This window comes from Mucilaginibacter sp. cycad4 (assembly GCF_034263275.1).
In the GTDB taxonomy this organism is placed as follows: Bacteria; Bacteroidota; Bacteroidia; order Sphingobacteriales; family Sphingobacteriaceae; genus Mucilaginibacter.
This window is the reverse complement of record NZ_CP139559.1, coordinates 4559592-4584483: the sequence shown is the minus strand read 5'-3', so window position 1 is coordinate 4584483 and position 24892 is coordinate 4559592. Positions and strand designations below refer to the sequence as shown.

Annotated in this window: 23 protein-coding genes; 13 read left to right on the top strand and 10 right to left on the bottom strand. The window is 43.8% G+C overall.

Features of this window, described 5'->3' with window-relative positions:
• Positions 1–66: 66 nt before the first annotated feature.
• The 3 genes from SNE26_RS18380 to SNE26_RS18370 all read left to right on the top strand — a co-directional run bounded on the left by SNE26_RS18380 (position 67) and on the right by SNE26_RS18370 (position 2701).
• Entirely contained in the window at positions 67–897 is an 831-nt protein-coding gene (locus SNE26_RS18380; protein ID WP_321555373.1) for an alpha/beta fold hydrolase, read from the top strand.
• 78 nt (positions 898–975) lie between these two features.
• Complete coding sequence (locus tag SNE26_RS18375; RefSeq protein WP_321555372.1) at positions 976–1974, top strand: MBL fold metallo-hydrolase; 999 nt, start codon at positions 976–978, stop codon at positions 1972–1974.
• Between the two features lie 115 nt (positions 1975–2089).
• On the top strand, positions 2090–2701 hold the full coding sequence (locus SNE26_RS18370) for an RDD family protein (RefSeq protein WP_321555371.1): 612 nt from the start codon (positions 2090–2092) through the stop codon (positions 2699–2701).
• Positions 2702–2703: 2 nt separating this feature from the next.
• Here the strand turns inward: SNE26_RS18370 and SNE26_RS29565 are convergent, their stop codons facing one another.
• Positions 2704–2982 carry a type II toxin-antitoxin system RelE/ParE family toxin gene (locus tag SNE26_RS29565; RefSeq protein WP_373695583.1) on the bottom strand — a complete coding sequence of 93 codons (279 nt, stop codon included), beginning with the start codon at positions 2980–2982 and terminating at the stop codon, positions 2704–2706.
• Entirely contained in the window at positions 2979–3194 is a 216-nt protein-coding gene (locus tag SNE26_RS18365) for a hypothetical protein (RefSeq protein WP_321555370.1), read from the bottom strand. Before SNE26_RS18365 ends, SNE26_RS29565 begins: the two co-directional genes overlap by 4 nt.
• 136 nt (positions 3195–3330) lie before the next feature.
• Here SNE26_RS18365 and ispG point away from each other — a divergent pair, with 136 nt between their 5' ends.
• A complete protein-coding gene (gene ispG, locus SNE26_RS18360; protein ID WP_321555369.1) occupies positions 3331–5406 on the top strand; it encodes a (E)-4-hydroxy-3-methylbut-2-enyl-diphosphate synthase in 2076 nt (691 codons plus the stop codon).
• Positions 5407–5782: 376 nt separating this feature from the next.
• On the opposite strand, the gene SNE26_RS18355 is transcribed toward ispG, so the two are convergent.
• The 3 genes from SNE26_RS18355 to purD all read right to left on the bottom strand — a co-directional run bounded on the left by SNE26_RS18355 (position 5783) and on the right by purD (position 8578).
• Positions 5783–6718, bottom strand: a complete 936-nt coding sequence (locus SNE26_RS18355) for an IS3 family transposase (protein ID WP_321554647.1) — start codon at positions 6716–6718, stop codon at positions 5783–5785.
• An 8-nt stretch (positions 6719–6726) separates the two neighbouring features.
• On the bottom strand, positions 6727–7128 hold the full coding sequence (locus SNE26_RS18350) for a hypothetical protein (protein WP_321555051.1): 402 nt from the start codon (positions 7126–7128) through the stop codon (positions 6727–6729).
• 175 nt (positions 7129–7303) lie between these two features.
• Positions 7304–8578 (bottom strand): phosphoribosylamine--glycine ligase, encoded by a 1275-nt coding sequence (gene purD, locus SNE26_RS18345; RefSeq protein ID WP_321555368.1) that lies wholly within the window; start codon positions 8576–8578, stop codon positions 7304–7306.
• A 78-nt stretch (positions 8579–8656) separates the two neighbouring features.
• Here purD and SNE26_RS18340 point away from each other — a divergent pair, with 78 nt between their 5' ends.
• Positions 8657–9226: a hypothetical protein gene (locus SNE26_RS18340; protein ID WP_321555367.1), complete on the top strand. Its 570-nt coding sequence runs from the start codon at positions 8657–8659 to the stop codon at positions 9224–9226.
• 158 nt (positions 9227–9384) lie between these two features.
• On the opposite strand, the gene SNE26_RS18335 is transcribed toward SNE26_RS18340, so the two are convergent.
• Positions 9385–9795, bottom strand: a complete 411-nt coding sequence (locus SNE26_RS18335) for a BrxA/BrxB family bacilliredoxin (RefSeq protein ID WP_321560041.1) — start codon at positions 9793–9795, stop codon at positions 9385–9387.
• Between the two features lie 201 nt (positions 9796–9996).
• On the opposite strand from SNE26_RS18335, the gene SNE26_RS18330 reads away from it, so the two are divergent.
• The 4 genes from SNE26_RS18330 (at position 9997) to SNE26_RS18315 (ending at position 15509) form a co-directional block, all read left to right on the top strand.
• Complete coding sequence (locus tag SNE26_RS18330) at positions 9997–10863, top strand: peptidoglycan DD-metalloendopeptidase family protein (RefSeq protein ID WP_321555366.1); 867 nt, start codon at positions 9997–9999, stop codon at positions 10861–10863.
• Between the two features lie 107 nt (positions 10864–10970).
• Entirely contained in the window at positions 10971–11354 is a 384-nt protein-coding gene (locus SNE26_RS18325; protein ID WP_321555365.1) for a polymer-forming cytoskeletal protein, read from the top strand.
• Between the two features lie 117 nt (positions 11355–11471).
• Entirely contained in the window at positions 11472–12788 is a 1317-nt protein-coding gene (gene ahcY / locus SNE26_RS18320; protein WP_321555364.1) for an adenosylhomocysteinase, read from the top strand.
• A gap of 363 nt (positions 12789–13151) precedes the next feature.
• On the top strand, positions 13152–15509 hold the full coding sequence (locus SNE26_RS18315) for a TonB-dependent receptor (protein WP_321555363.1): 2358 nt from the start codon (positions 13152–13154) through the stop codon (positions 15507–15509).
• A 547-nt stretch (positions 15510–16056) separates the two neighbouring features.
• Here SNE26_RS18315 and SNE26_RS18310 read toward each other — a convergent pair.
• Entirely contained in the window at positions 16057–17121 is a 1065-nt protein-coding gene (locus SNE26_RS18310; RefSeq protein ID WP_321555362.1) for an IS110 family transposase, read from the bottom strand.
• A 278-nt stretch (positions 17122–17399) separates the two neighbouring features.
• Here SNE26_RS18310 and SNE26_RS18305 point away from each other — a divergent pair, with 278 nt between their 5' ends.
• The 4 genes from SNE26_RS18305 (at position 17400) to SNE26_RS18290 (ending at position 21733) form a co-directional block, all read left to right on the top strand.
• Positions 17400–17927: a hypothetical protein gene (locus SNE26_RS18305; protein WP_321555361.1), complete on the top strand. Its 528-nt coding sequence runs from the start codon at positions 17400–17402 to the stop codon at positions 17925–17927.
• A 230-nt stretch (positions 17928–18157) separates the two neighbouring features.
• The gene (gene fabG, locus SNE26_RS18300; RefSeq protein WP_321555360.1) at positions 18158–18901 is read left to right on the top strand and encodes a 3-oxoacyl-[acyl-carrier-protein] reductase; all 744 of its coding nucleotides are present in this window, start codon (positions 18158–18160) and stop codon (positions 18899–18901) included.
• Positions 18902–19083: 182 nt separating this feature from the next.
• Positions 19084–21165 carry a hypothetical protein gene (locus SNE26_RS18295; RefSeq protein ID WP_321555359.1) on the top strand — a complete coding sequence of 694 codons (2082 nt, stop codon included), beginning with the start codon at positions 19084–19086 and terminating at the stop codon, positions 21163–21165.
• 145 nt (positions 21166–21310) lie between these two features.
• Positions 21311–21733, top strand: coding sequence for a DUF559 domain-containing protein (locus SNE26_RS18290; protein WP_321555358.1), 423 nt, complete (start codon positions 21311–21313; stop codon positions 21731–21733).
• Positions 21734–21815: 82 nt separating this feature from the next.
• Here the strand turns inward: SNE26_RS18290 and SNE26_RS18285 are convergent, their stop codons facing one another.
• The 3 genes from SNE26_RS18285 to lspA form a co-directional block, all read right to left on the bottom strand.
• On the bottom strand, positions 21816–22139 hold the full coding sequence (locus SNE26_RS18285; RefSeq protein ID WP_229701646.1) for a septum formation initiator family protein: 324 nt from the start codon (positions 22137–22139) through the stop codon (positions 21816–21818).
• A 181-nt stretch (positions 22140–22320) separates the two neighbouring features.
• Positions 22321–23694, bottom strand: a complete 1374-nt coding sequence (locus SNE26_RS18280; RefSeq protein ID WP_321555357.1) for a DEAD/DEAH box helicase — start codon at positions 23692–23694, stop codon at positions 22321–22323.
• 349 nt (positions 23695–24043) lie between these two features.
• A complete protein-coding gene (gene lspA, locus SNE26_RS18275; RefSeq protein WP_321555356.1) occupies positions 24044–24580 on the bottom strand; it encodes a signal peptidase II in 537 nt (178 codons plus the stop codon).
• Positions 24581–24892 lie beyond the last annotated feature (312 nt).

Below are 24892 nucleotides of genomic sequence, written 5' to 3'. Positions count from 1 at the left end.
AAGGAATACTGATGATCGCCAAATGATAGCCTAACATTCCCCCCCAATAATACTAAATTAGCCGCCATGATCAGGAAAGATAATTTCACCCTTCCCGGCGCCAAAGGGCGGCCTATGCTTATTGATGTTACCTATAATGATGTTTTTAAAAATGCACCATTGGCAATTTTTGCCCATGGCTTTAAAGGGTTTAAAGATTGGGGTACACATGATCTTTTGGCCCGGTACTTTGCCGAAAAGGGTTTCCGTTTCCTGAAATTTAACTTTTCGCACAATGGCACTACGCCCGCCAATCCCTTAGACTTTGCCGATCTGACCGCTTTTGCCGATAACACCGTCTCTATCGAACTGGAAGATCTGGATACCATCATTGATTTTGCCTGCAGCGGGGCAAGCATGCCTATGGCCAATGGTGTATACCTCATCGGGCATAGCATGGGCGGTGGTGTAAGCATCATCAAAACTGCTGAAGATGCGCGGATCAAAAAGCTGGTAACTATGGCCTCTATATCCGGTTTCCGGAACTTATGGCCTAAGCAAATAGAACAGCAATGGCGCTTGCAGAGTGTTTTTTATTTTGAGAATAAACGTACCGGGCAGCAAATGCCTGTTAAATCAACACTGCTTGATGACCTGGACAAGCACCCGCTCAGACTGGACATTATCAGGCAGGCAAGTTTCATAACGCAGCCATGGCTCATCGTTCATGGCGATGCAGACCCAACGGTGCCTGTAAGTCATTCACAGCAATTGCATGAAGCTAATCCCGCTGCAGAATATGTGGTGCAAAAAGGCGCTGATCATACTTTTGGTGGCGAACACCCTTTTGCGGGAGATGCTTTGCCGGCCCAGCTTGTTGAGTTTTGTGATACGGCAATATCATTCTTAAGTAAATAAAAGCGTAAGGCTTTCAACCATTCGTAACTTTTTTGCTTTAGTTATATCATACCTGACATAAGTACTATAATTGCTGTTATGAGTTTACCCGGATCGCGTAAAAAAGGACGAAAATATCAAAATACCATACCTACTGATGAGGCCGGCTTTGGCAAAATGATCCCAATTTTGAGGGAATACATAAAAAACAAGGCGGAGAATACGCCTAAAAAAACTTTAGGCCCTTTTAAAACGAATCTATCGGTTTACAATACACCGCCCGCATCGGGTTTGCGCATTACCTGGATTGGCCATTCCAGTATCCTGATAGAGATTGATGGCAAGCGCATCCTTACCGACCCGGTTTGGAGCGACAGGGTTTCGTTTTCGCAATCATTTGGGCCAAAGCGGTTTTTTAAACCACCGATAGCTCTGGAGGATCTGCCTCTGCTGGATGCCGTTATCCAGTCGCATGATCATTATGACCATTTGGATAAAGCTACCATTAAATTTTTTGCTGATAAAAACATCCCCTTTTTCTGTTCAATAGGGGTAGCACAGTATTTAACCGACTGGGGTATGGCAGCCAACTTTATCACCGAAATGGACTGGGGCGACAGCGCTATGATCGGTAATGAAATTGTGCTTACGGCTACTCCCTCGCGCCATTTTTCGGGCAGGGGAATTATCGGAAGAAACGAAACGCTTTGGTCGTCGTTTGTGATCAAAGGCCCTGAGCATAATATTTATTTTGGTGCCGATTCCGGATACTCACCTGAGTTTAAGGCGATAGGGGATGCTTTTGGTCCGTTTGATTTGACCATGCTCGAGATAGGTGCATACGGAAAATTCTGGCCGGATATTCACATGGGGCCGGATAACGCCTCAAACGCCCATCTCGATCTGAAGGGAAAACTGATGATGCCGATTCATTACGGCACCTTTAACCTGGCCCCGCATGCCTGGTATGAGCCTGTTGAGTGGCTTGTGCCTATGGCAAAACAAAAGCACATCGATTTATTTGTACCCAAACCCGGCGAACCAACTGAAGTAAAAGGTGCCTATAATTCTGAATGGTGGAAGGAATATTTATCTTAGGAGAATATTTCACCAAGCGTCATTGCGAGGTACGAAGCAATCCCCGATTTGTAGGTCCGCCCTGTATAGTTCGCGATTGCTTCGTGCCTCGCAATGACGTTGTTATTTATAATCCATGTCCGAATCCTACATATTAGTCATCAACGGTAAACCCGAAGGGCCTTTTACCATTCCGGAGCTCAAAGCCCGCGGCATTAAACCCGGTGATTTTGTTAAAACTGACGATATGGTGGATTATAAAGAGGCCCAGGAAATTGCCGAACTACGGGAACTGTTTGGCTTTGCACGCCCTAAACTGCTCATGCAATATTACGGCAGCTTTGATCAGCGCTGGCTGGCTTCGGCGCTGGATTGGTTTATCCTGTTTGGTGTGTTCGTTTTACTTGCGGCAATGGCAGTGTTCCTGTTCATTACGGATAAGCAGGCGCGCATATATACTTCTATCGGCATTGTTGTTTTTACGCCTATTGGCAAATTTATTTATCATGTGGTAATGGAAAGCTCAGTTAAGCAGGCCACTTATGGTAAGCAAATGCTCAAAATAAAAGTGGTTGATATGGACGGCAACCGGATCACTGTTGCCAGAGCCATAGGCCGAAACCTGGCTAAAATATTTTCGGTATTAACTTTTTTTATCGGCTACCTGATAGCGTTTTTTAATAAGCAGCAGCAGTGTTTACATGATATGATTGCGGGGACTTTGGTGATTAAGGAGAGGTTGGTGTGATTTTACTTAAAATATCGTTTGGTGTGTAGCACCCGGTAAATTGTGATCTTGCTCTTGCTTTCTTTGTAATGTATCCCGTAAGGGAAACGATATAATGGCGCTATTCTGATTCCCCTGTATCTTACTTGAAATAGCTGAGGCGTATTTTCGATGAATTGCATCGTTTCGAAAAACTCTTTAAAGAACTTGTCAGTGATAGTAGGAAGAATTTCGTTGTAATAATCCTGAATATCTTCCAAATCTTTTTCAGCTTCAGCCCTGAAAATAAGCTCCCTGATCATTTAGCTTGAAACTTGTCTTTAATATGTTGAAGCGAAACATATTTAGCGTCGCCTTTGTCTTCCTCCTCTAACATCGAATCTATCATCGTTTTATACTCGTCGGTTAATTCAAGATTAATATGATGTTGATGCAGCAAATTTTCGTATTCGCTTATCGGGATAATTACAGCGGTTTTTTTACCTTTTTCATTAGTGATGAATTGAGTTGCCATATTCAAATTTAGTGAATATTGTTTGTATTTGATAAGAGGTGAAAGTGCATTTAACCCAAACATTACAGCCTTTAAACATTACAACTTCCTCCCATCAAACAACTTTTGTATTTTTGTAATCTAATTTCCATCATTGATGAATACTGATGCTGTTAAAGTGCTGCCCGGCCGTTATTGTAATTCGTTAACCGAATATTCACGCTTTGTTACCCGCGAGGTTAATATTGGCGATGTGCCTATGGGCGGGAATAATCCAATCCGCATACAAAGCATGACCACTACCGACACCATGGATACCATTGGTACGGTTGAGCAGTCCATCCGCATGGTTGATGCCGGTTGCGAGTATGTGCGCATTACAGCGCCAAGCATCAAGGAGGCCCAGAACCTGGCCGAAATTAAAAAGCAACTTCGAGCACGTGGTTATACCGTGCCGCTGGTTGCCGATATCCACTTTACCCCAAACGCCGCCGAGGTGGCTGCCCGTATAGTTGAAAAAGTGCGTGTAAACCCCGGCAATTATGCCGATAAAAAGAAATTCGACCAGATAGACTATACCCACCTGGAATACCAGGGTGAACTGGAACGCATTTTTCAGAAATTTACCCCCCTTGTAAAAGTTTGTAAAGAGTATGGCACGGCTATGCGTATAGGCACCAATCACGGTTCGCTGAGTGACAGGATCATGAGCCGTTACGGCGATACCCCGCAGGGCATGGTTGAATCGGCTATGGAATTTATGCGGATGTGCGAGCAGTTGAATTTTTATAACCTCGTGATCTCCATGAAATCGAGCAATCCGCAGGTGATGGTGCAGGCTTACCGTTTGCTGGTGGAAACCATGGTTGCTGAAGGGATGAACTACCCGCTGCATTTAGGTGTAACCGAAGCCGGCGACGGTGAAGACGGGCGCATCAAATCTGCCGTAGGTATTGGTACATTATTGGAGGATGGCCTTGGCGATACCGTGCGTGTATCCCTTACCGAAGAACCCGAAGCCGAAGCTCCTGTTGCTATTGAGCTGGTGAAGCGCTATACACAGCGGAGAAGCCTCACCCCAAACCCCTCTTTGGGGGAGAGGGACTTAATAGAAAATGTCTCTCCAACCGGGGGAGATTTAGAGGGGACTCATTCGCCTTATTCATATAAAAAACGCGAAACCTACGAGGCCAATGCCTTTATCGGCGGGCATTTGGTGCCGAGGGTGGTTGTCGATCTGTCAAAAAAGAACCTCAAAGATCCGGCGGTATTGAACGAGGCTGGCTACCTGTACGCGCCGCTGCTGGATAAATATAACATGGCCGAGCAATCGGTTGATTTTGTTTACCTGGCGGATGAATTACCTTCATTTACTTTACCGGGCAACTTAAAACAGTTGTATAGCTATAGTACCTGGCTTAAACTGACCGATAAAACCAACTGCCATCCGGTATTTACTTTGCAGGAATACATCGGCGATGTTGATCGTTCGTCAAAACTAAACCTGGTGCGTTTAAAACCTGTTGATATTGATTCGGATGCATTCGGATCTATTCAGCTGGATAATTCGCTGGTACTGGTACTCGAAACGGATGCATTACACGGTATGGCCGAGCAGCGTTCTTTCTTCTTTAAAATGGAAGAACTGGGGCTTGATGTGCCGGTGATTGTTAAGAGAAGCTACGGCAGCCTCACCCCAAACCCCTCTCCGGGGGAGAGGGGCTTTGAAGAAAAAGTCTCCCCAACCGGGGGAGATTTAGAGGGGGCTACTACCTTACTACAACTCTACGCCTCTACCGATCTTGGCGCATTATTAGTTGACGGTTTTGGTGATGGCATCTGGATTGATGCACCTGAGCTACCTACAAATGTTATTACCTCTACCGCTTTTGGTATTTTGCAGGCTACGCGCTCACGCATTTCCAAAACAGAATATATTTCCTGCCCAAGCTGCGGGCGTACTTTGTTCGACCTGATGGTTACCACCCAGATGATCAGGAGCCGTACCAGTCACCTTAAAGGTTTGAAGATTGGTATCATGGGCTGTATCGTAAATGGCCCCGGCGAAATGGCCGATGCCGATTATGGGTATGTAGGCTCAGGAACAGATAAAATTACCCTTTACCGTGGTAAAGAAGCTGTGAAGAAAAATATCAGCTCGGCCAATGCACTTGATGAATTGATCAATATCATTAAAGGCGATGGTAATTGGATTGATGCCGTGCAGGAGTAATTGTCTGAACCAGGATTAAACTGATTAGCCGGATTTAAGGATTTTAATGTCCTCTAACGTCCCATCAGGGTCTCTCGCAGAGGACCCTGATGTATACGCCATCAGTAGCTTTGTATTCTTGGTGAATATTTAGAACGTGTTTAAAATCTACAGTTCTGAATGTTGTGGTAGGTATTTGGAACATGGTGAACCTCAGGGTCTTAGGTTAATCCACAAAATTCCAAACTTAATTTCAACACGAGGCACCTACGGAGCCGAAAAACATGCTCGTTTATGGCTATAAACACGTGACCCCGCTGGGGCCGGCAATATTTTATAATCAGCATTAATGTTTGTCTCGTCCTAAAAAAAGTTTACATTTTATGAGATAGTCCTGTTATGTATTTACAAGTGTAGTGATGTCCTGTGATACGTTTACAATGTTAGTGTTTTTGCGATAATAGTTCTTCCACAATTTTTGAGGTAGCAAGCTTTTATCATGCACATGTTGGGGCGTTAGCAGACCGATACTGAAGTGTGGCCGGTGTTTGTTATACAACTCGATAGCTCTATCCAGTAATTGTTTTGCTTGTTGCTTATTCTCAGGCCGGTGATGCTTAAGATATTCTTCTTTAAGAATGCCGTTCATTCGTTCAGCAACGGCATTCTCTAATGGGTCACCGTTCTCGGTCATACTGATCTTGATGTATCTGTCCTGTAATAGCTTTACATAGCTTTCTGTGCAATATTGCACTCCCCGGTCCGAGTGATGTATAAGTGCCTCCGGCAATTGTTCAGGCAGGTCTTTTAAAGCCATTTTCAAGGCCTGTATCGTTTCGATCGTTTCTAAGGTATCAGCCAAATGATAGCCAACTACTTTGTGCGAATAAGCGTCCGTTATCAAACTGATGTACAAATGTTCTTCTTTTACTTTCCAGTAGGTGATATCGCTTACCCACAGTTGGTTAGGCCTGACGACCTCCAGGCTGCGTATGATATTCGGCCATCTGTTGAACCGGTGACCCGACCAGGTCGTCACATGCCGCCTGCGGCGTTTCTTTACTAACAGTCCATTAGCTGACAACAGGTCGAACAGTGCATCCCGTCCCATTTTAATGCCATGATCAAGCAAAAAAGGGTGCAGCTTTTCATAAAGCTTCCTGCCACCCATTGCCCGGTGGTCTTGGCGAATGCTGACAACCTCCTGCAATATAAGTGTATCCTCTATTCCAGATGCTTCTTGTTGCCAAAAGTGCTGATAATAGGCCTGACGGGTAATACCAAGTAACCGACATAATCGTACAAGGCTGATCCTTGTATACATGTCTTTCATCTCATGGATCACTTGGTATCCGACTTTTTTCGGATAGGAATATTAAGATCACGTTCAGCAATCTCGATCATACGCTTGTACATTTCACTGCGAAGCTGCTCATCTTCAAGCTGACGTTCGAGTTCTTTGATGCGTTGTTGTTCTTGCGACAAGGCACCTGTAGGCGGATCTTTATGGGGCTTCTTTGCGGGCAAGGATAGTGGTTTTACTGATGACAAATATCTGTCTTTTTCCGAAACTTCTGCATAACCTAACTTCTGCATCCAACGCGTTATGCCACTATGTATCTTGATATCATATTTCCTCAACAACGCCTTTTGACTAACACTGCCAGCCAAATACTCTTTGATAACTGAATGCTTAAATTCAAGTGAATAATGTCCTTTTCCATCAATAATGATCTTTTCCATGTAGTTTATTTTTGTGTAAACTCATTTCAGGACAAGACAGTTCCCTGAGAGTTTATAACATATAGCTTTCAGGGAACATTAAGTTTGACTATTCACCTGTACATCCGGAGAATCCATAAATCCAAAAAATCCTGGTTCAGAAAAATGACTAAATGACCAATGACCCAATGACTTCTTAAAGCAAATCAAATCCTATATCTTTCCTAAAATACATACCGTCATAATAAATCCGGCTTGCATCGGCAGTAGCCTGTTGCAGGGCGCTGAATATATCATCCTGTACGGTGGTGATAGCCAGCACACGTCCGCCTGTAGTTATTACGTCATTGCCATTCATAGCAGTACCTGCGTGGAACACGATAGAATCGCGCACGTTTTCGGTACCGGTGATCACTTTATTCTTCAGGTATTCACCGGGATATCCGCCGGCCACCATTACTACAGTGGCGGCAGTTTTAGGGCTGATGATGATTTCTTTTTCGTTCAGGTTCCCTTCGGCAACGCCTGACAGCAGATCAACAAAGTCTGAATCTATGCGGCGCATTACGCTTTCCGTTTCAGGGTCGCCCATGCGGCAGTTGTATTCAATTACCCATGGCTCGCCGTTGCTGTTCATCAGGCCAATAAAAATGAAGCCTTTATAAGGGACGCCATCTTTCTTTAAGCCTTCAATAGTAGGGATAATTACGCGGTCCTCTACCTTTTTCATATAAGCAGCATCGGCAAATGGTACCGGAGATATTGAACCCATACCACCGGTATTTAAACCTGTATCACCCTCGCCAATACGTTTATAATCTTTTGCTTCAGGTAAAATTTTATAGCTGTTACCATCGGTCATTACAAAAACCGATAGCTCAATGCCTGTTAAAAATTGCTCAACAACTACGCGAGAGCTTGCTTCGCCAAATTTGGCATCGGCCAGCATGGCGGTAAGCTCGGTTTGTGCTTCCTCTAAAGTAAGGCAGATCAGTACGCCTTTGCCGGCTGCGAGTCCGTCGGCTTTCAGCACCACCGGTAAGCCGGCTGTAGCTAAATAAGTAAGGCCATCCTGCAGGGTATCTTTGGTGAAAGTTTTGTAAGCAGCAGTTGGGATATTATGCTTCTCCATAAACTGTTTGGAGAAATCTTTACTGCCCTCTAACTGGGCACCTTCCTGCTGCGGACCGACAACCGGGATATTTTTCAATTGCTCGTCGGCCAGGAAAAAATCATGAACGCCCTTTACCAGCGGCTCTTCGGGGCCAACCAATACCAGGTTGATATCCTCTTTTAAAACAAGCGCTTTAATGCCTTCAAAATCGGTAACCTTAATATTTACGTTTGTACCGTACTGGGTGGTACCGGCATTGCCGGGGGCAATAAAAAGTTTTTCGCAATGAGCGCTTTGGGCTATTTTCCAGGCGAAGGCACTTTCCCTTCCGCCCGAACCAAGAATCAGGATGTTCATGCGGCAAAGATAGTTTTTTTAACAAGCCTTTAATACTATATATGAGGCTACTTGTGTTATAAGTAGTAAATTTACCCCATGGCCCGTAGACTCGAAAAGTTTGAAAAGCTCCCGGTATACCAAAAATCGCAGGAATTATTTGACCTGGCAGATGTGATTGCCGAATCATTAAAAGAAGACAGCATGAAAGAACACCTGGCGATACAGATGTGCAGCAATGCCGCCCTCATCCAGGCAAAAATAGCTGGTGCCGAAGGCGGCAGCTTATATTCGCTGCGGATGCAAAATGCTGTGCTCATTAAACTGGCAGTGCAGGATATGTTTAATGCCGTATCTTTTGCATCAATGGTGAAAATTAATGAAGAGGACTATGTGCAGTTGATGAGGGAAAAGGTAGAAGAGTTTCGCCTTGTTTTTGTGGAGTGGATCAGGGGATTTGATAAAAGCTATGATATTCCGGATAACTGGGCCATCCGCTTTGATACCAGCACACCCGAGCAGGAAAAGATGGAAGAGCTGATGTTTGATGAAGACCGCTTTTTCGGCGAATTTAACGAGGATGACGAAGACATGGGCAACTTCGATGATTTTGACGATGAAGACGAACATGATGAAAAGGACGACGACAAAAGCAGCGATGATAAATAGCAGCACAATGCCATTAATCTGATTTTGGATATCGAATTTTCGATTTGTTATAAAAACAAAAAGAGCTGAAGAAAATCCTTCAACTCTTTTTGTTTTTTAGCTTCAGGCTTTCCGCCTTCCGCTCTTTTTCAGCTTCAGGCTTTCGCCTTCGGCTCAAATTAGCAGTATTGTTCAAATGCGTCAATCAGGTTGTCGGCAATCATTTGTGCCGGGCGGCCTTCTATCTGGTAGCGCTCAATCATATGCACCAGTTTACCATCTTTAAACAGTGCCATAGCAGGTGATGATGGCGGGTAAGGCAGCATATAATTACGCGCAGTATCAACAGCTTCTTTTTCCATGCCTGCAAAAACGGTTACCAGCTTATCAGGATGTTTGCCGTTTGCAGCGGCAATTTTAGCAGCCGGGCGTGCGTTTGCCGCAGCACAGCCACATACCGAGTTAACCATTACAAATACTGTACCTTCGCTTTCAATAGCGCTTTTTACAGCATCGGCATCTTTTAATTCTTCAAAACCAACCCTGGTCAGATCTTCCCGCATCGGGGCCACTAAATATTCCGGATACATCATTTCTTTTTTGCTTTACAATAAAATCAGTGTTACAAAAATAAGAAATGATACTTGGTTTACGTTTATAAAAACTGAATAATAACAATTGGTTGACGATTAACGTAGAAGGCTATTTCATTGATAACCTGTTTACATACATTTAATATTGTTTTATTAACAGTAATTTTTAACTTGCGTACCCTAACTTATTTGAATTTGATGAAACCTAAAACATCTGATATTAGCACTGTTGTTATCATCAACAAAAATCAACAGCATACTAAATCATTACAAATAAAAACCAAGCACCTTAACAGGCTTAAACATTATGCGTGGAGCATAGCAGCTGTTGTTGCGGCACTTGGTGGTTTGGTATTTTACCTGCATCGTGAAAACGCTGCGCAGGAGGCCGAAAACCAGCAGTTACAGGCGCAGATAACTAAACTTAAAGGCACCATGCCGGTGGTTAAAGCAGAGGTAAATACCCAGGGTACTGCCCAGTCGTACATTCAATCTATCGAGGTTAAACTTAAAACTATAAACGAGTATTTGAAAAGGCGCGGCCTTAAAGGTTTTACTGTAAAAGGTACAGGGGGCGATGGCAACAGAGAAGGTGTAAAACTACCCGATACCGAGGCTTACAGCCTGTATGATGACTACCTTAAACATTTAACAAGTACCATTGCGTTTACGCCCATGGGTTACCCGAGGATCAGCTCGTTTACCTCATTTTTTGGTTACAGGAGCGATCCTTTTGATTCGGAGCATGCCGAGTTTCACCCTGGTATTGATTTTAAAGGTAACCGCGGCGATGCAGTAAAATGCACGGCCAGCGGCAAAGTTGTTTTTGCAGGATGGGCCGGTGGTTATGGTAAATGCGTCAGGATTCAGCACATCAACAACCTGGAGACCCTGTACGGCCACCTTTCAAAAATTGAAGTAAAGGTGGGGCAGGAGGTTACAGTTGGCGATAACATAGGTAAGGTGGGATCAACCGGGCATTCAACGGGTGCACACCTGCACTATGAAGTACGTAAAAACGGGAAACCGATTAATCCGGTAAATTTTTTAACCCTGAATAAATAAGTTCTGAGTCGGAAGTCTTAAGTCCGGAGTCGAAGTTGACCACGGATTTATTATGACGCCAGATTTAGACTATCGACTTCGGACTTAGAACTTAAGACTTTAAAAACATGGCTATTTTCTCCAAAAAAGATAAGGTTGCGCTCGATTTGCAGGCAATATCAACACTCATTAGTGAAGGCAGTGTATTAGAAGGCAACCTGAAAGCCCCGGCTTTTGCACGTATTGACGGATTGGTTAACGGTGATGTAATAGTTGATGAGGGCCTGATCCTGGGCGAAAAAGGAGAAGTTAAGGGGAATATAAGTACCAAAGAAATATTTGTTTATGGCAGGGTAATGGGTGATATTAATACCTCTTCCCTTGAAATAAAAGCTACAGGCCGTATAACCGGCGATATTAAAACCCAGAACCTATCCGTTGAAAATGGCGGAGTTTATAACGGCAACCTGACAATGCAGCAGGGGGAGAAGCAAAAGCAGTTGCAGGCATAGATAGCTTATACGTTTTGCTGCTAAATAGCACAATTGCCCGTTCTTGTCAGTGAAAACCAAACATTTCATTTTCACAAGGATATAAGTTAACTTTGCACTCTCAAAAATAAAATCGATATGTCATCAGTAGAAACTGCATTCGTTAAATACAAAGTAAAAGATCTGTCGCTGGCAGAGTGGGGCCGGAAGGAAATTGAACTGGCTGAGGCTGAGATGCCTGGCCTAATGGCTTTACGTAAAGAGTACGGCCCGAGCCAGCCGCTTAAAGGCGCAAGGATTGCCGGTTGTTTGCACATGACCATCCAAACCGCTGTTTTAATTGAAACCCTGATTGCGCTTGGTGCCGAAGTTACCTGGTCGTCATGTAATATATTCTCAACCCAGGATCATGCTGCCGCCGCTATTGCCGCCGCCGGTATTTCTGTTTATGCCTGGAAAGGCATGAATGCCGAAGAGTTTGACTGGTGCATTGAACAAACTTTATTTTTTGGCGAAGACCGCCAGCCGCTTAACATGATCCTTGATGATGGCGGTGATTTAACCAACATGGTATTGGATAAATACCCTGAGCTGGTTGCTGCAATCAAAGGTTTATCAGAAGAAACTACTACCGGTGTACACCGCTTATATGAGCGCGTGAAAGCAGGAACCCTGCCAATGCCTGCTATTAACGTTAACGATTCGGTTACCAAATCAAAATTTGATAACAAATATGGCTGCCGCGAGTCACTGGTTGACGCTATCCGCCGTGCAACCGACGTGATGATGGCCGGTAAAGTGGCTGTTGTTTGCGGGTATGGCGACGTAGGTAAAGGTTCGGCAGATTCATTACGCAACTCCGGTGTACGTGTTATTGTTACCGAAATTGACCCAATCTGTGCTTTACAGGCTGCAATGGAAGGTTTTGAAGTTAAAAAACTAAGCACTGCCATTACTGAAGCTGATATCGTGGTTACTGCTACAGGCAACAAAAACATTGTTCGCGAGCAGCACTTTCGTGCATTGAAAGATAAAGCTATCGTTTGTAACATAGGTCACTTTGATAATGAAATTGACATGGCCTGGTTAAACGGTACTTATGGCAATACCAAAGTTGAGATTAAACCACAGGTTGATAAATATACCATTGAAGGCAAAGACGTTATTGTGTTAGCCGAAGGCCGTTTGGTTAACTTAGGCTGCGCTACCGGTCACCCAAGCTTTGTAATGAGCAACTCGTTCACCAACCAAACTTTAGCTCAATTAGAGCTTTGGACAAACGGTGCGGCTTACGAAAACAAAGTTTACACCCTGCCAAAACACCTGGACGAAAAAGTAGCCCGCCTGCACCTTGCAAAAATTGGTGTTGAGCTGGAAGTACTTGACCAGGATCAGGCTGAGTACATCGGCGTAACTGTTGAAGGTCCGTTTAAACCGGAGTATTACCGTTATTAATCTTTTTAGGTTAAAGTATATTTTAGGTTAAAGGAAAGGCGAAAGCTGAAAGGTTTTTGCTTTGAAAATATGAGAGGCTGTATCACATGGTGATGCGGCCTTTTTTGATTTATAGATATTTTCATGGTTAAGTTCGATGAGCTATCCCGGGCATAATATGATCAGCCGTTTTAGAACTCGCGGTTGAGGCGTGCTTTTACATGTGAATAACCGCGCAAACACTGAGCGCGTCACTACAATTGCACAATATGTTTTTTACATAATTAAGTAATATTTATGTGTCCGTAACTATTTATTGTTCGTCATTTGCTAATATTGACAATCGATTACAATGTGTGATCTGTACACATTTATACCTATGTTATGCGTAAATTATTTACTCTATTACTCCTTATTATTGCATTTTCGGCCCGGAGCCAAACCACGGGCGATTTTTCGGGCACTGTTACCGATAGCAAGGGCCAGCCTGTTGCGGGCGCTACAGTGTACCTGCTCAATACCAACTACCAAACCAGTGCCGACAGGAGCGGGAAGTTTATTTTAAAAAATATAACTGCCGGGAAATATACCCTGCACATCAGCGCTATTGGCTATGCGGCTAAAAACATACCGGTAAATATGATCGGTACCAGCCGCCCGGTAACAATTCAGTTGAATGATGCCAGCAACCAGTTGGATGAGGTTACGGTATCAGCGCAAAAAACCGAAGAACAGGCACAACGCGTGCCATTCAGCATTTCAACGCTCTCGGCCAAACAAATCCAGGATTACAGGCTTTGGGACCTGAAAGACCTTACCGCCATTGTGCCTAACTTAAATTCAGGAGCCCCCGGCGATGGGCGTACCGTTACCGGCATCCGCGGTATTGTCACCACATCATATGACCCTGCCGTTGCAACCTATGTCGATGGCGTAAACCAATACGGCCTGGACACTTATATCCCTCAACTGCTGGATGTGGATAGGATAGAAGTGCTTCGCGGCCCGCAGGGAACGCTTTATGGCCGTAATGCTACAGGCGGCGTTATCAATGTGATCACTAAACAGCCATCAAATACCCTGAGCGGTTTTGCCGGTGTTGATGTAGGTAATTATAACCAGCAACGTTATACCCTGGGTATCAAAGCCCCTCTGGTAAAAGATAAATTGTATTTAGGCGTAGCCGGAATCTATTCGGGCTTTAATGGTTTTTACACCAATGCCTTTAACAATACCCACTTTGATAAGCAGCACTATTTTTTGGGTAACTATTACCTGAAGTTTTTGGCTACTTCAAAGCTTGCTTTCACCCTAAATGTAAAAAACTACAACAACCGCAACAACGGCGCGTTCACTTTAGCCGGTTCGCCTGACGATGCTTTAAGTCATCCTTTTGAGGTTAACCAGAATGCTACCACCAAAATGGTTGATAATACTTTTCAATCGTCATTAACCGCCAATTACAGCGGCAATGATTTTAATTTTACCTCTCAAACATCTTACCAGGTAAACAATCGTTACTATACCACACCTATTGATGGCGACTTTTCGCCTATTGACGCCGTATCTATCGTAAACAATTATGGCGGCAAATGGAATAAAGTAAAGACCACTATCCAGGAGTTCCGCTTTACCTCGCCGGCTTCATCTGCCTCAAAACTGAAATGGGCAGCCGGTACTTATGGGTTTTATCACTATGCGCCAAACAGGCAGGGCACTTATTTTGGAGATGACGCAGCCGCTGTTGGTTCGCCGATGACTGATTTTACCAGTATCAATACCAATACCGACCGGAACTATGGCATCGCTGTTTACGGACAGGCTACTTATGCCGTGAATGAGCAGTTTGATATTACTGCTGGTTTGCGTTATGATTACGAGCATAAAAAGGAAAACGTAATGGGCGAATTTTTACCAAACGGCGGCGAGTCGGTGGTTACCCGTTCGGATACTTCGTCAACGGCACATTACAAAGCCTTTACGCCTAAAGTGAGCCTGGCTTACCATGTATCGGCACACAATAACCTGTTTGCTACTTACAGTCGCGGTTTCCGCGCGGGCGGCATTACCGAACTGGGTTCTGATCCTTCATCTCCGCCGCTTTATTCTTTCAAACCAGAGTACAGCAACAACTATGAGATTGGTTCAAAAAACGACTTTTTAGATAATCGCCTCCGTGTAAATGTAACCGCGTTTTATACCCGCGTTACTGACGCCCAGGTGCCTACCCTGATATTGCCCGATGCTATCACCGTTACCAAAAATGCGGGCAAGCTAAGCAGCAAAGGTATTGAGGCCGAAATTAACGCTACCCCAATTAAAGGCCTGGAGTTTGATTATAATTTTGGTTATACCCACGCCCGTTATACCACTTTAGTAGTTGGCAGCAATGGTGAAGAAGTGAATTTAAAAGGGAACAAGCAAATTTATACACCTAACATCACCAGTATGCTGGCCCTGCAATATGGCTATGACCTGGGCGGTCCGCTTAAAACAAAGCTGATTGCCCGCGGGGAGTGGCGCTACCTTGGCGATCAATATTTCGACCTGGCTAACCAGATTGAGCAAAAAGGTTATAATAAGTTTAATGCAAGGGTAGGTGTAAGCACTAAAAGGTTCGGCTTGTTTTTCTGGGAAAGCAATATCGCCAACAAAAAATATATTGATTATGCCTATGATTTCGGCGCAACACACTTAGGCAACCCACGGACTTACGGGGTATCGTTGAATACTACTTTTTAATTTCAATTTATTATAGAAAAATGTCATTTCGACGAACATGCGAAGGCAGTGCGGCAGCGAGAGGAGAAATCTCCTATGATGAAAATAATCTAAAGCAAGGCTGATATTCCAGAATTGGGTTAATAGATTTTTTATAAAGTTATAATTTATAAATAATTAAGCAAAGCGTTGCCATGTTTTCTTAACTTTCCTTTGCAGATCAGAAGAGGAAACAGGCTCTGCTGAGGAGCAACCTGCCAGCAATATGATCCGCCGAATTAGATAAAAGAAGTCTCTGTAACAGGAGACTTTTTTATTGTCTATCTTTTTCGCCCATGGCTAAGAAAACCTTCACCGACTTTTAGTGATGTTAATGCATCGATAAACAACAATCAATCTCCTATAAGCGGACACCATAACGGGCCGCAGCATCGCGTTTAAATTATTAGATAAAATGATAACCGTAGTCTTATACAAGCAGACACCTCAAAAGGGCTGCGGATTTCTCATTCCGGTTTATCATCAGATAACAAAACAGATTGTTTTATCCTGCATTATTAGTTCTATATTATTGCACTACAGCTATTACATACGGAGCCTCGTTCTTCATCACATAACGGATCCGGTTGAGGATTTTTTTAGCTATCCTGATGATGGCATTATTCTTTTTCATCCGCTTGCAATAATCGTTAAATGCCATTGTCATAGCCGGATCGGTACGTATAACTGTCCAACTGGCTTCAATAAGTTTTTCCCTGAGCTGGTGATTGGCCCTTCTGGTCAGGCCTGATACTTTTTCCTTGTCCCCGGTACTGTGAGTATTTGGCACAAGGCCAACATAATCGCATAAAGCGTCAAGTGATTTAAACCGGTTAACATCTCCCACCTCTGTTACAAACCATAAAGCGGTGATCTCACCCACGCCTGGAATTGTCCGGATCAGGGTTATTCTTTTCTTATACCGTTCCTGTTTGGACAGGATGCGAACTTGCCTGGTTGCAGCCAGCACCATATCCCGGGCCTGCTGGTAGCCCTGTAGCTTCAGGTCAAGTGCTGTCCTCGCCGATGGATTCAGTGACAGTTCTTTAAGCCAACGGGTAAAAACATTAGACCAATACCGGCTCTCTGATTCACCGAATGTTATCCCCTGGAAGTTAAGCCATCCCCGGATCCTGTTTTTATAACGCGTCTGGTCTTTTACCATCTGATTATAAGTGCGGATGATATCCCTGTCATCCTGTTGTTCAATGCCGGGAATAAAAATACCAGTGAGCTGACCTTTACTCAAGGCCTGACCCAATTTCCGGCAATCTACAAGGTCTGATTTGCGTTGCTTTTCCTTGCCTGTAGTCGGAACATCAGCCGGGTTAACCACGATGCAGTTAATCCCCGCCTCGTTAAATTTCCGCTGATGGAAGAAACCACAAAAGCCTGCCTCGTAAACAACATGATAATCCGCTAAAGGGTAATTGCGCTTCAGGTAAGCACTTAATTCTTCTGCCGATGGATTTTGCGAAAACGTCTTCAGTTCCATCTGCTCACTCCGGATATTCACCTTCCATGACTTTTTATGAACATCTATGCCTGCAAAAATCTTTTGTCCGCTAAAATCTAATTGTGTAACTTGTTTCATGAGTTCTTGATTTAAAGTGTTTGTTCTTAGTTTTCACTTTAATCTACAACCTTTTTTTCAAGAACTCTTCTTTAACTAATTCATGCATACGATCTTATACACCTTGCTTTAAAGCTATGCACGGCGTATAAGATCTCTCTTTCGCCCCGAAACACATACCTGCCCGGCTCCATCGAAATGACATTTTTATTTTCACAAATGGTTATTTAGCCTTACTATATCCCGGATATTTTTTGTTTATTCATTTAAAATCTGATTTATACAAAATTACCATCATCATGAAAAAGAATATCCTGCCGCTGCTCATTGCTATTATAAGCATTGCTATTACTTTCCCTGCACACTCGCAGGTTATTACCAAATATGGCGATAATGTAAGTACCCTTGATGGTATCATGAAAGCTTATTACGGTGTAGTCTCCGTTAAAAAAGGGGAGAAGATAAGCTACGAGCGTGATAGCCTGCTGCATATTGCCAATGTTCATGTTGGTGCAGGTTATACCGATAAACAAGGCAAACAACAGTTCAGCTATATGACGCTGAAGGAATACCACAAACTGGCCGATCCATCATTGTCAAAAAATGGTTTTGACGAGCGGGAGATAGCCCGACGGGTTGAAAAGTTTGGCAGTATTTACCACGTGTGGAGCACCTACGAATCGCGCAACACAGCCAACGGGCCGGTAACCGAACGCGGTATCAATAGCATTGAATTGTTTAACGACGGTACCCGCTTCTGGATCCTGGCGTGGTTTTATGATGGGGAACGGAAGGATAACCCGATACCGGCGGAGTATTTGAAGTAGGGTTTTGGTTCATAGTTGATAGATCATGGTTCATGTTTTTTGGGATTTCGTTTATCGTAGGGGCTATGGCCATAAAAAGATACGGTGCATCTACTATGAACTATCTGCTATGAACCATTAACTATAAGCTGTTACTATGATCTATGAACCATCCACCATGAACAACTATCATCTATGAACAGAAACAAAAAACTACTAACTTCACCGCCCTGAAATCATATACTTTAATTATGAAATTATTAGAAGGAAAAACCGCGTTGGTTACCGGCGCGTCAAAAGGAATAGGCCGTAAGATTGCCGAAAAATTTGCCGAGCATGGCGCTAACGTAGCTTTCACTTATTTGTCGTCTGTTGAAAAAGGCCAGGCCCTTGAGCAGGAGCTGCAAAACTTCGGCACTAAAATAAAAGGTTACCGGTCTGATGCTTCCAAATTTGATGAGGCTGATAAACTGATCACTGATATTGTTGCTGATTTTGGTACGCTTGATATTGTGGTTAATAACGCTGGTATCACCAAAGACGGTTTGCTGATGCGCATGACTGAGGAGAACTGGGACGAAGTGCTTGACGTAAACCTGAAATCGATATTTAACGTTACCAAGGCTGCCTCAAAAATCATGATGAAAAACCGCAAAGGTGTATTCATTAACATGAGCTCGGTTGTTGGTGTGCAGGGCAATGCCGGCCAGGCTAATTATGCCGCTTCAAAAGCAGGGATCATTGGTTTCTCTAAATCGATTGCTAAAGAGCTTGGCTCACGTAATATCCGTACCAACGTGGTTGCCCCGGGCTTTATCCGCACCGAAATGACCGAAGTGCTTGACCCTAAAGTTGTAGAAGGCTGGGCAGCAGGCATCCCGCTTAAGCGTGCCGGCGAAACGGAAGACGTAGCCAATGCCTGTGTATTCCTTGCGTCAGACATGGCCGCTTACATCACCGGACAGGTTATCCCTGTTGATGGCGGGATGTTGTAAAAATGCACCCCCTCTAAATCTCCCCAAAAAGGGGAGACTTGAAAAAACTTTTAAGCCCTCTCCTTTGGAGAGGGTTGGGTGAGGTTTAAAACTTATTCCCCTCATTTCACAATAATTTCGCATTTTGCAGGTAATGTTTATTGGGCCGGATGATCTGCGCCCTGATGATACTATAGCTACAAATGTTTTCACTTACATGGGGTTCTGTTTCGGGATGGTGGTTGCCTGCCGGCTTATTGCTGGGTTTGGCATATGCCTGGCTCATGTACCGCAAACCGGTTGACCTAAGTAAAAACTTACGCTATACACTGGCTGCTATCCGTGCGATAACCGTGTTTTTTATAACGGTGCTGCTCATGTCTCCCCTGGTAAAATCGGTTAAATATGAACCGCAAAAACCGTTAGTGCTTATTGCACAGGATAATTCATCGTCCATCAATACTTTTAAACCGGCAGGGTTTAACTCATCTGCTTTCGTTGATGGCCTGGCTAAACTGAAACAAGAGCTTGGCGATAAATATGATGTACAGGAGTTTAGTTTTGATAAAGACCTGCATCCGGGACTTTCAAAAAGTTTTAACGGTAAACAAACCGATATTGCGGGAGCCTTGCACCAGCTTAACGACAGGTTCACTAATCAAAACATCGGTGCGCTGATACTGGCTACCGATGGTTTATATAACCAGGGTAACGATCCGCAATATGATGCCCGGAATATCAAAACCAGCATTTACACTATAGCCCTTGGTGATACCACTGCCAAACGCGATCTGCTTATCGGCAATGTAAACTACAATAAAACGGCCTTTTTAGAGAATGATTTTGTGATAGAAGTGCTTGCCACTGCCTATCAAAGTAAAGGCGAAAACATGAACCTGTCGGTTACCGAAGATGGTAAACAGGTGTATGCGCAAAGTATCGCGGTAACCGGAAACGACTTTAAAAAGATCGTTCCCATAAAATTAAACGCTGCTAAGAAAGGACTCAGAAAATATAACATCAGCATTACTCCTGTAAAAAATGAGCTGTCCATCCAAAACAATACCGAAACTATTTACGTGGAAGTATTGGACGCCCGGCAAAAGGTGCTGTTGCTATATAACGGTCCGCATCCCGATTTAACGGTGATCAAGCAGGCTATCGAAACCAATAAAAACTTTGAGGTAAAGGCAAGTTCGCTTACCGATGCTGCAGCTATTAAACCGGTAGATTATAGCCTGGTGATCCTCTATCAGCTTTCGGCAGGCGAGTATTCGCCGGTGAAAAGCTTTATTGCTAAGAGTAAAACACCGGTTTGGTATATCGTTGGTTCACAAAGTAACCTGCAGGCCGTTAATAGTGAGCAAAACACGGTACACATAAGCGCAGGCCGTGCTGAAACGCAGGAGGTGATGCCCCTGCCAACCAATGATTTTACCGCTTTCACCTTGTCTGATTCGGCACGGAAAAAAATTGCTGCCTTTCCGCCATTAATAGCGCCGTTTGGCAGTTACGGAACGGCTGCTGGCAGTTCAGTTTTATTGAAACAGAAGATAGGGGCTGTCGCTACTACCTATCCTTTACTGGCCTTTGGCGATGAGGCAGGCCGACGTATTGCTGTATTAACCGGCGAAGGCCTGTGGCGTTGGCAACTGGCCGAATATCAAAATTATGGCAATCGCAACGCTACAGATGAACTGCTGAGTCAAACGGTACAGTATTTAACTGCCAACGCAAACCGTCAGCGTTTCCGCGTTTATCCGGCCCGTAATGTGTTTGACGAAGGGGAAAATGTAATCCTTAATGCCGAGCTATACAACGAAGCCCTTGAACTGATCAATACGCCCGATGTAAAGATAGAGTTGAAAAGCACTGCAGGAAAAAACTACAGCTTTCTGTTTACCCGTACCGGACAAAGCTACCAGCTTGATGCCGGCTCCCTTCCTATAGGCGAATACACCTACAATGCTTCAACACAAAATGGAAAGCAGGGGTTTAAAGCTACGGGGCAATTCACCATAAAGCCGCTCAATCTCGAAACCCGCCAAAGCGCCGCAAATCATGCACTACTCGGCACCCTGGCCAAACAAAGCGGTGGCCAAATGATCAAGCCATCGCAAGTAAGCCAACTTGCAAATCTCATCCGCCAAAATGAAAATATCAAAACGGTGGTTTATGAGGATAAGCACTACAGCGACCTGATAGATATGAAATGGCTGTTTGGGCTGATCCTGCTGCTGTTATCAACCGAGTGGTTTTTGAGGAAGAGGGAAGGGGAAGTGTAAGATAGTAGAGTCAAGACTGTGAGATGTAAGAGGCAGGAAGGGAAAGAAGCCAAAGGCGAGATAAGCGACAGATAAAAGCGGGGCCAGTGCGGTTCCCTCCCCTGGGAGGGTGTAGGGAGGGGTTTCATAAAGCGACAATAAAAAAATGGTCAAAATCATTCCATACAACCCTAATCTAAAAGCGTTAGCTCGCAAACTTCGCAAAGAAATGACTTTTGGCGAAGTACTCTTATGGAAAGAATTAAAGGAGAATAAACTATTAGGTTTCGACTTTGACCGTCAGCGTTGTATAGATAATTATATAGTAGATTTCTACTGTAAAGAACTAATGCTGGCAATTGAAATTGATGGCAGGTATCATTACAATGATGAAGCCTTGATTAAAGATGATGCCCGGCAAGCGAAATTAGAAAGCTTGGGTGTTAAATTTTTAAGGTTCGCCGAGGCGGATGTAAAAGATGATCTGCCTAATGTATTACGGGCTATTGAAGGGATGATAATTGAGATTGTGAAAGACGATGATTCGATTAAACTGCCGAAAGATTTTGATAGAACATTGTTAAAATAGCGTAGAAACCCCTCCCTACACCCTCCCAGGGGAGGGAATCGCACATGCCCACGCTTTTTAAGCCCCTATTCTTGCTGAATATTTACTTCTCCTTAGTCTCCGGGATCACCACATAAACATCCTCATTGGCTTTTTTCATGAGATACTTTTCGCGGGCAAATTTTTCCATTTGCTGGGGGTTGGTGGTCAATTCTTTAAGCTCCTTGGTCACCTGGTCGGTTTGGGCTTTGTAGAAATCGCGCTCAAGCCTTAGTTTTTTAACCTGCTGGTGGTATTGGTATTGCGAAAAAAGATCGTTCCTGTCAAAAAATATCATCCACACCACAAAAGCAATGGTAACCAGGAAAAACTTATTCTTGAAAAGATCTATAAGGCGTTTCATTGATACCGGCTGAATGATTTTCATTTAAAGCTATTTAATTTTTTCGACCGTTACAAATATGCTTATTAACTTATTAACAGGGAAATGTTTTTGGCGGGTGGTTGTTTTTATGGTGACTGGTTTATTAGGTTGATTAAGTGAGTGGTTTTTTCAAGCATTAAAAAAAAACACTCACTTAATCAACTATTTATCTATTCAACCTTCTCTATCCTCTCCTTGCGCCACTCATGCCGCTGGCCCCACCAGGCCTGCCTGATTCTGAGCGGTTACCGCCAGATTTTTTATTGCCGCCTGAGCGGTTATTACCGGCCGAACGGCTATTGCCGCCACCGCTGCCACCTGACCTGCGGTTTCCGCCACGACCACCGCCGCCACCGCGTTGACCGCCTCCTGAACCGCCTTTTTTAGGCGCTTCGTTTATTTTAGCTGCCATAGCCGCCGGACTAAGCGGATACGGGTGACCTTCCTCAATAGGGATCTGTTTGGCTATCAGCTTGTGGATATCTTTCAAAAATTCAAGCTCTTCGGCGTCGCAAAATGAAAATGCTATGCCATTGGCGCCGGCCCGGCCTGTACGGCCAATACGGTGTACATAAGTTTCGGGTACGTTTGGCAATTCGTAATTGATAACGTGTGTAAGGTCGTCGATATCAATACCACGGGCTGCAATATCAGTAGCTATAAGTACGCGGGTTGTGCGGTTTTTAAAGTTGGTTAAAGCTCGCTGCCTTGCATTTTGTGATTTATTACCATGAATAGCTTCGGCAGTGATACCTACACGGTTAAGGTCTTTAACCACTTTATCGGCACCATGTTTGGTACGGGTAAATACCAGTACCGTTTTGATATCCTTATCTTTCAGGATATGGATCAAAAGCGATTTTTTATCTCCCTTATCAACATAGTAAACTGCTTGTTGTATGGTATCAGCCGTTGATGAAACCGGGGTAACTTCAACTTTTTCGGGCTTGTTCAGGATGCTGTCGGCCAGGCTTTGGATCTCTTTTGGCATAGTGGCCGAAAAGAACAGGGTTTGCCTTTTAGCCGGTACTTTGGCAATGATCTTTTTAACATCATTAACAAAGCCCATATCCAGCATACGGTCGGCCTCATCCAGTATCAGGAATTTAACATGCTCCAGGTGAACATAACGCTGGTTCATTAAATCGAGCAAGCGGCCCGGTGTGGCTACTAAAATGTCAACACCGCGACGCAAAGCGTCAACCTGCGGGTTTTGTGATACACCGCCAAATATGACCAGGTTTTTAAGGCCGGTATGTTTGCCGTAAGCGGTAAAGCTTTCGCCAATTTGCAGGGCAAGCTCGCGGGTTGGGGTTAAAACCAAAGCTTTAATGGTTTTTTGCTCCTTGTGGGCTATCCTGTCCTGGTGTAGTAACTGCAGGGTAGGGATAGCAAAAGCCGCGGTTTTGCCGGTACCGGTTTGGGCGCAGCCCAATAAATCCTGGTGTTGTAATATAATAGGGATGGCTTGTGCCTGTATTGGGGTAGGTGTGGTATATCCCTCTGTTTTTAAAGCCTTGAGGATAGGCTCAATTAAATTTAAATTTTCGAATGACATTCTGATTGTTTGTAATATATAATGTGCTAACGCGAAAGCATAAGCGGATCTGAAGAGTTTGCTGGGCTCAAAACCGTAAGCGAACGGGTAATTAGCCGCAAAGATACGTTTTTTATTGTTAAGAAAATTTTAAGCCTTTATGAAGCAGGGGAGTAACTTGTAAATCTGAGCGGTGGTTGCCGGCAATGCAGGTGGAGTTTTTACCCTAATTTTTTCTGATTAAGCTAATTACACCAATTTCTGCTGTGTAAATGTTGATTGAAGAAGATACTGTGACTTAATATTAAATTGAATTCGTGTAATTCGAAAAAATTACAACCAGCTTGCAAATTAATTCGTGTATGATTTCTTATGCCGGAGAGGTTTCAGCGTCTGCAGCCAGTTTCTTTCTTTTAGTGTCACGGTCTTTTTGCCATGATTCCAGCAGGATGAGGCCCATGCCTATCATGATAGATACGTCGGCCACGTTGAACACGCCCGTTTGGAAGATCTTGAAATTCATATGCATAAAGTCGGTTACACTGCCGTATAGCATCCTGTCGTATAAATTACCTGCACCACCGGCAATAACCAAAACAATGCCTGTGGTGGTTAATTTACCTATCGACGGTTTTAACATGACATAAAAAACGCCAAAGGCAAGCGCCAGTAAAGGCAGTAATGATAACAGGATGAATTTCCATGGGTTTTGCAGCGAATCGCCAAGGCTTAAAAAAGCACCTGTGTTTTCGGCATGCAGTATGGTGAAAAAGTTTTTGATAACAAAAATGTTATCGCTGATGTGAATATGTTCCCTTACGTAAATTTTAGTAACCCTGTCAAGCCCAATGCTTAAAACCAATATCAGCACTATACCCAATATCCTCAAAATCCCTTTTCTGTTCATTAGTTTATTTTAACAAATTATTATAACGTAACTGCTTTGGTTTAATTATTTGGCTTTGATTGAGGGGCAAAGGTATAAAAAACCTTGAAGACGACATTAAAATGTCGTCATGTTGTTACTTGTTTCAACATCTCACTTGCTAAGCCACATGCTAAGCAAATCGCCTGCCTTTCTCATGGGGGTGCTGAAACAAGTTCAGCATGACGGCGTGGAGATGTCAGTTACCTTTAGATGCTACCGGATTTAAACAGTCGGCATGACTTTTGAAAAACAAAAAAGGCCACCTGCTTTACACAAATGGCCTTCCATATC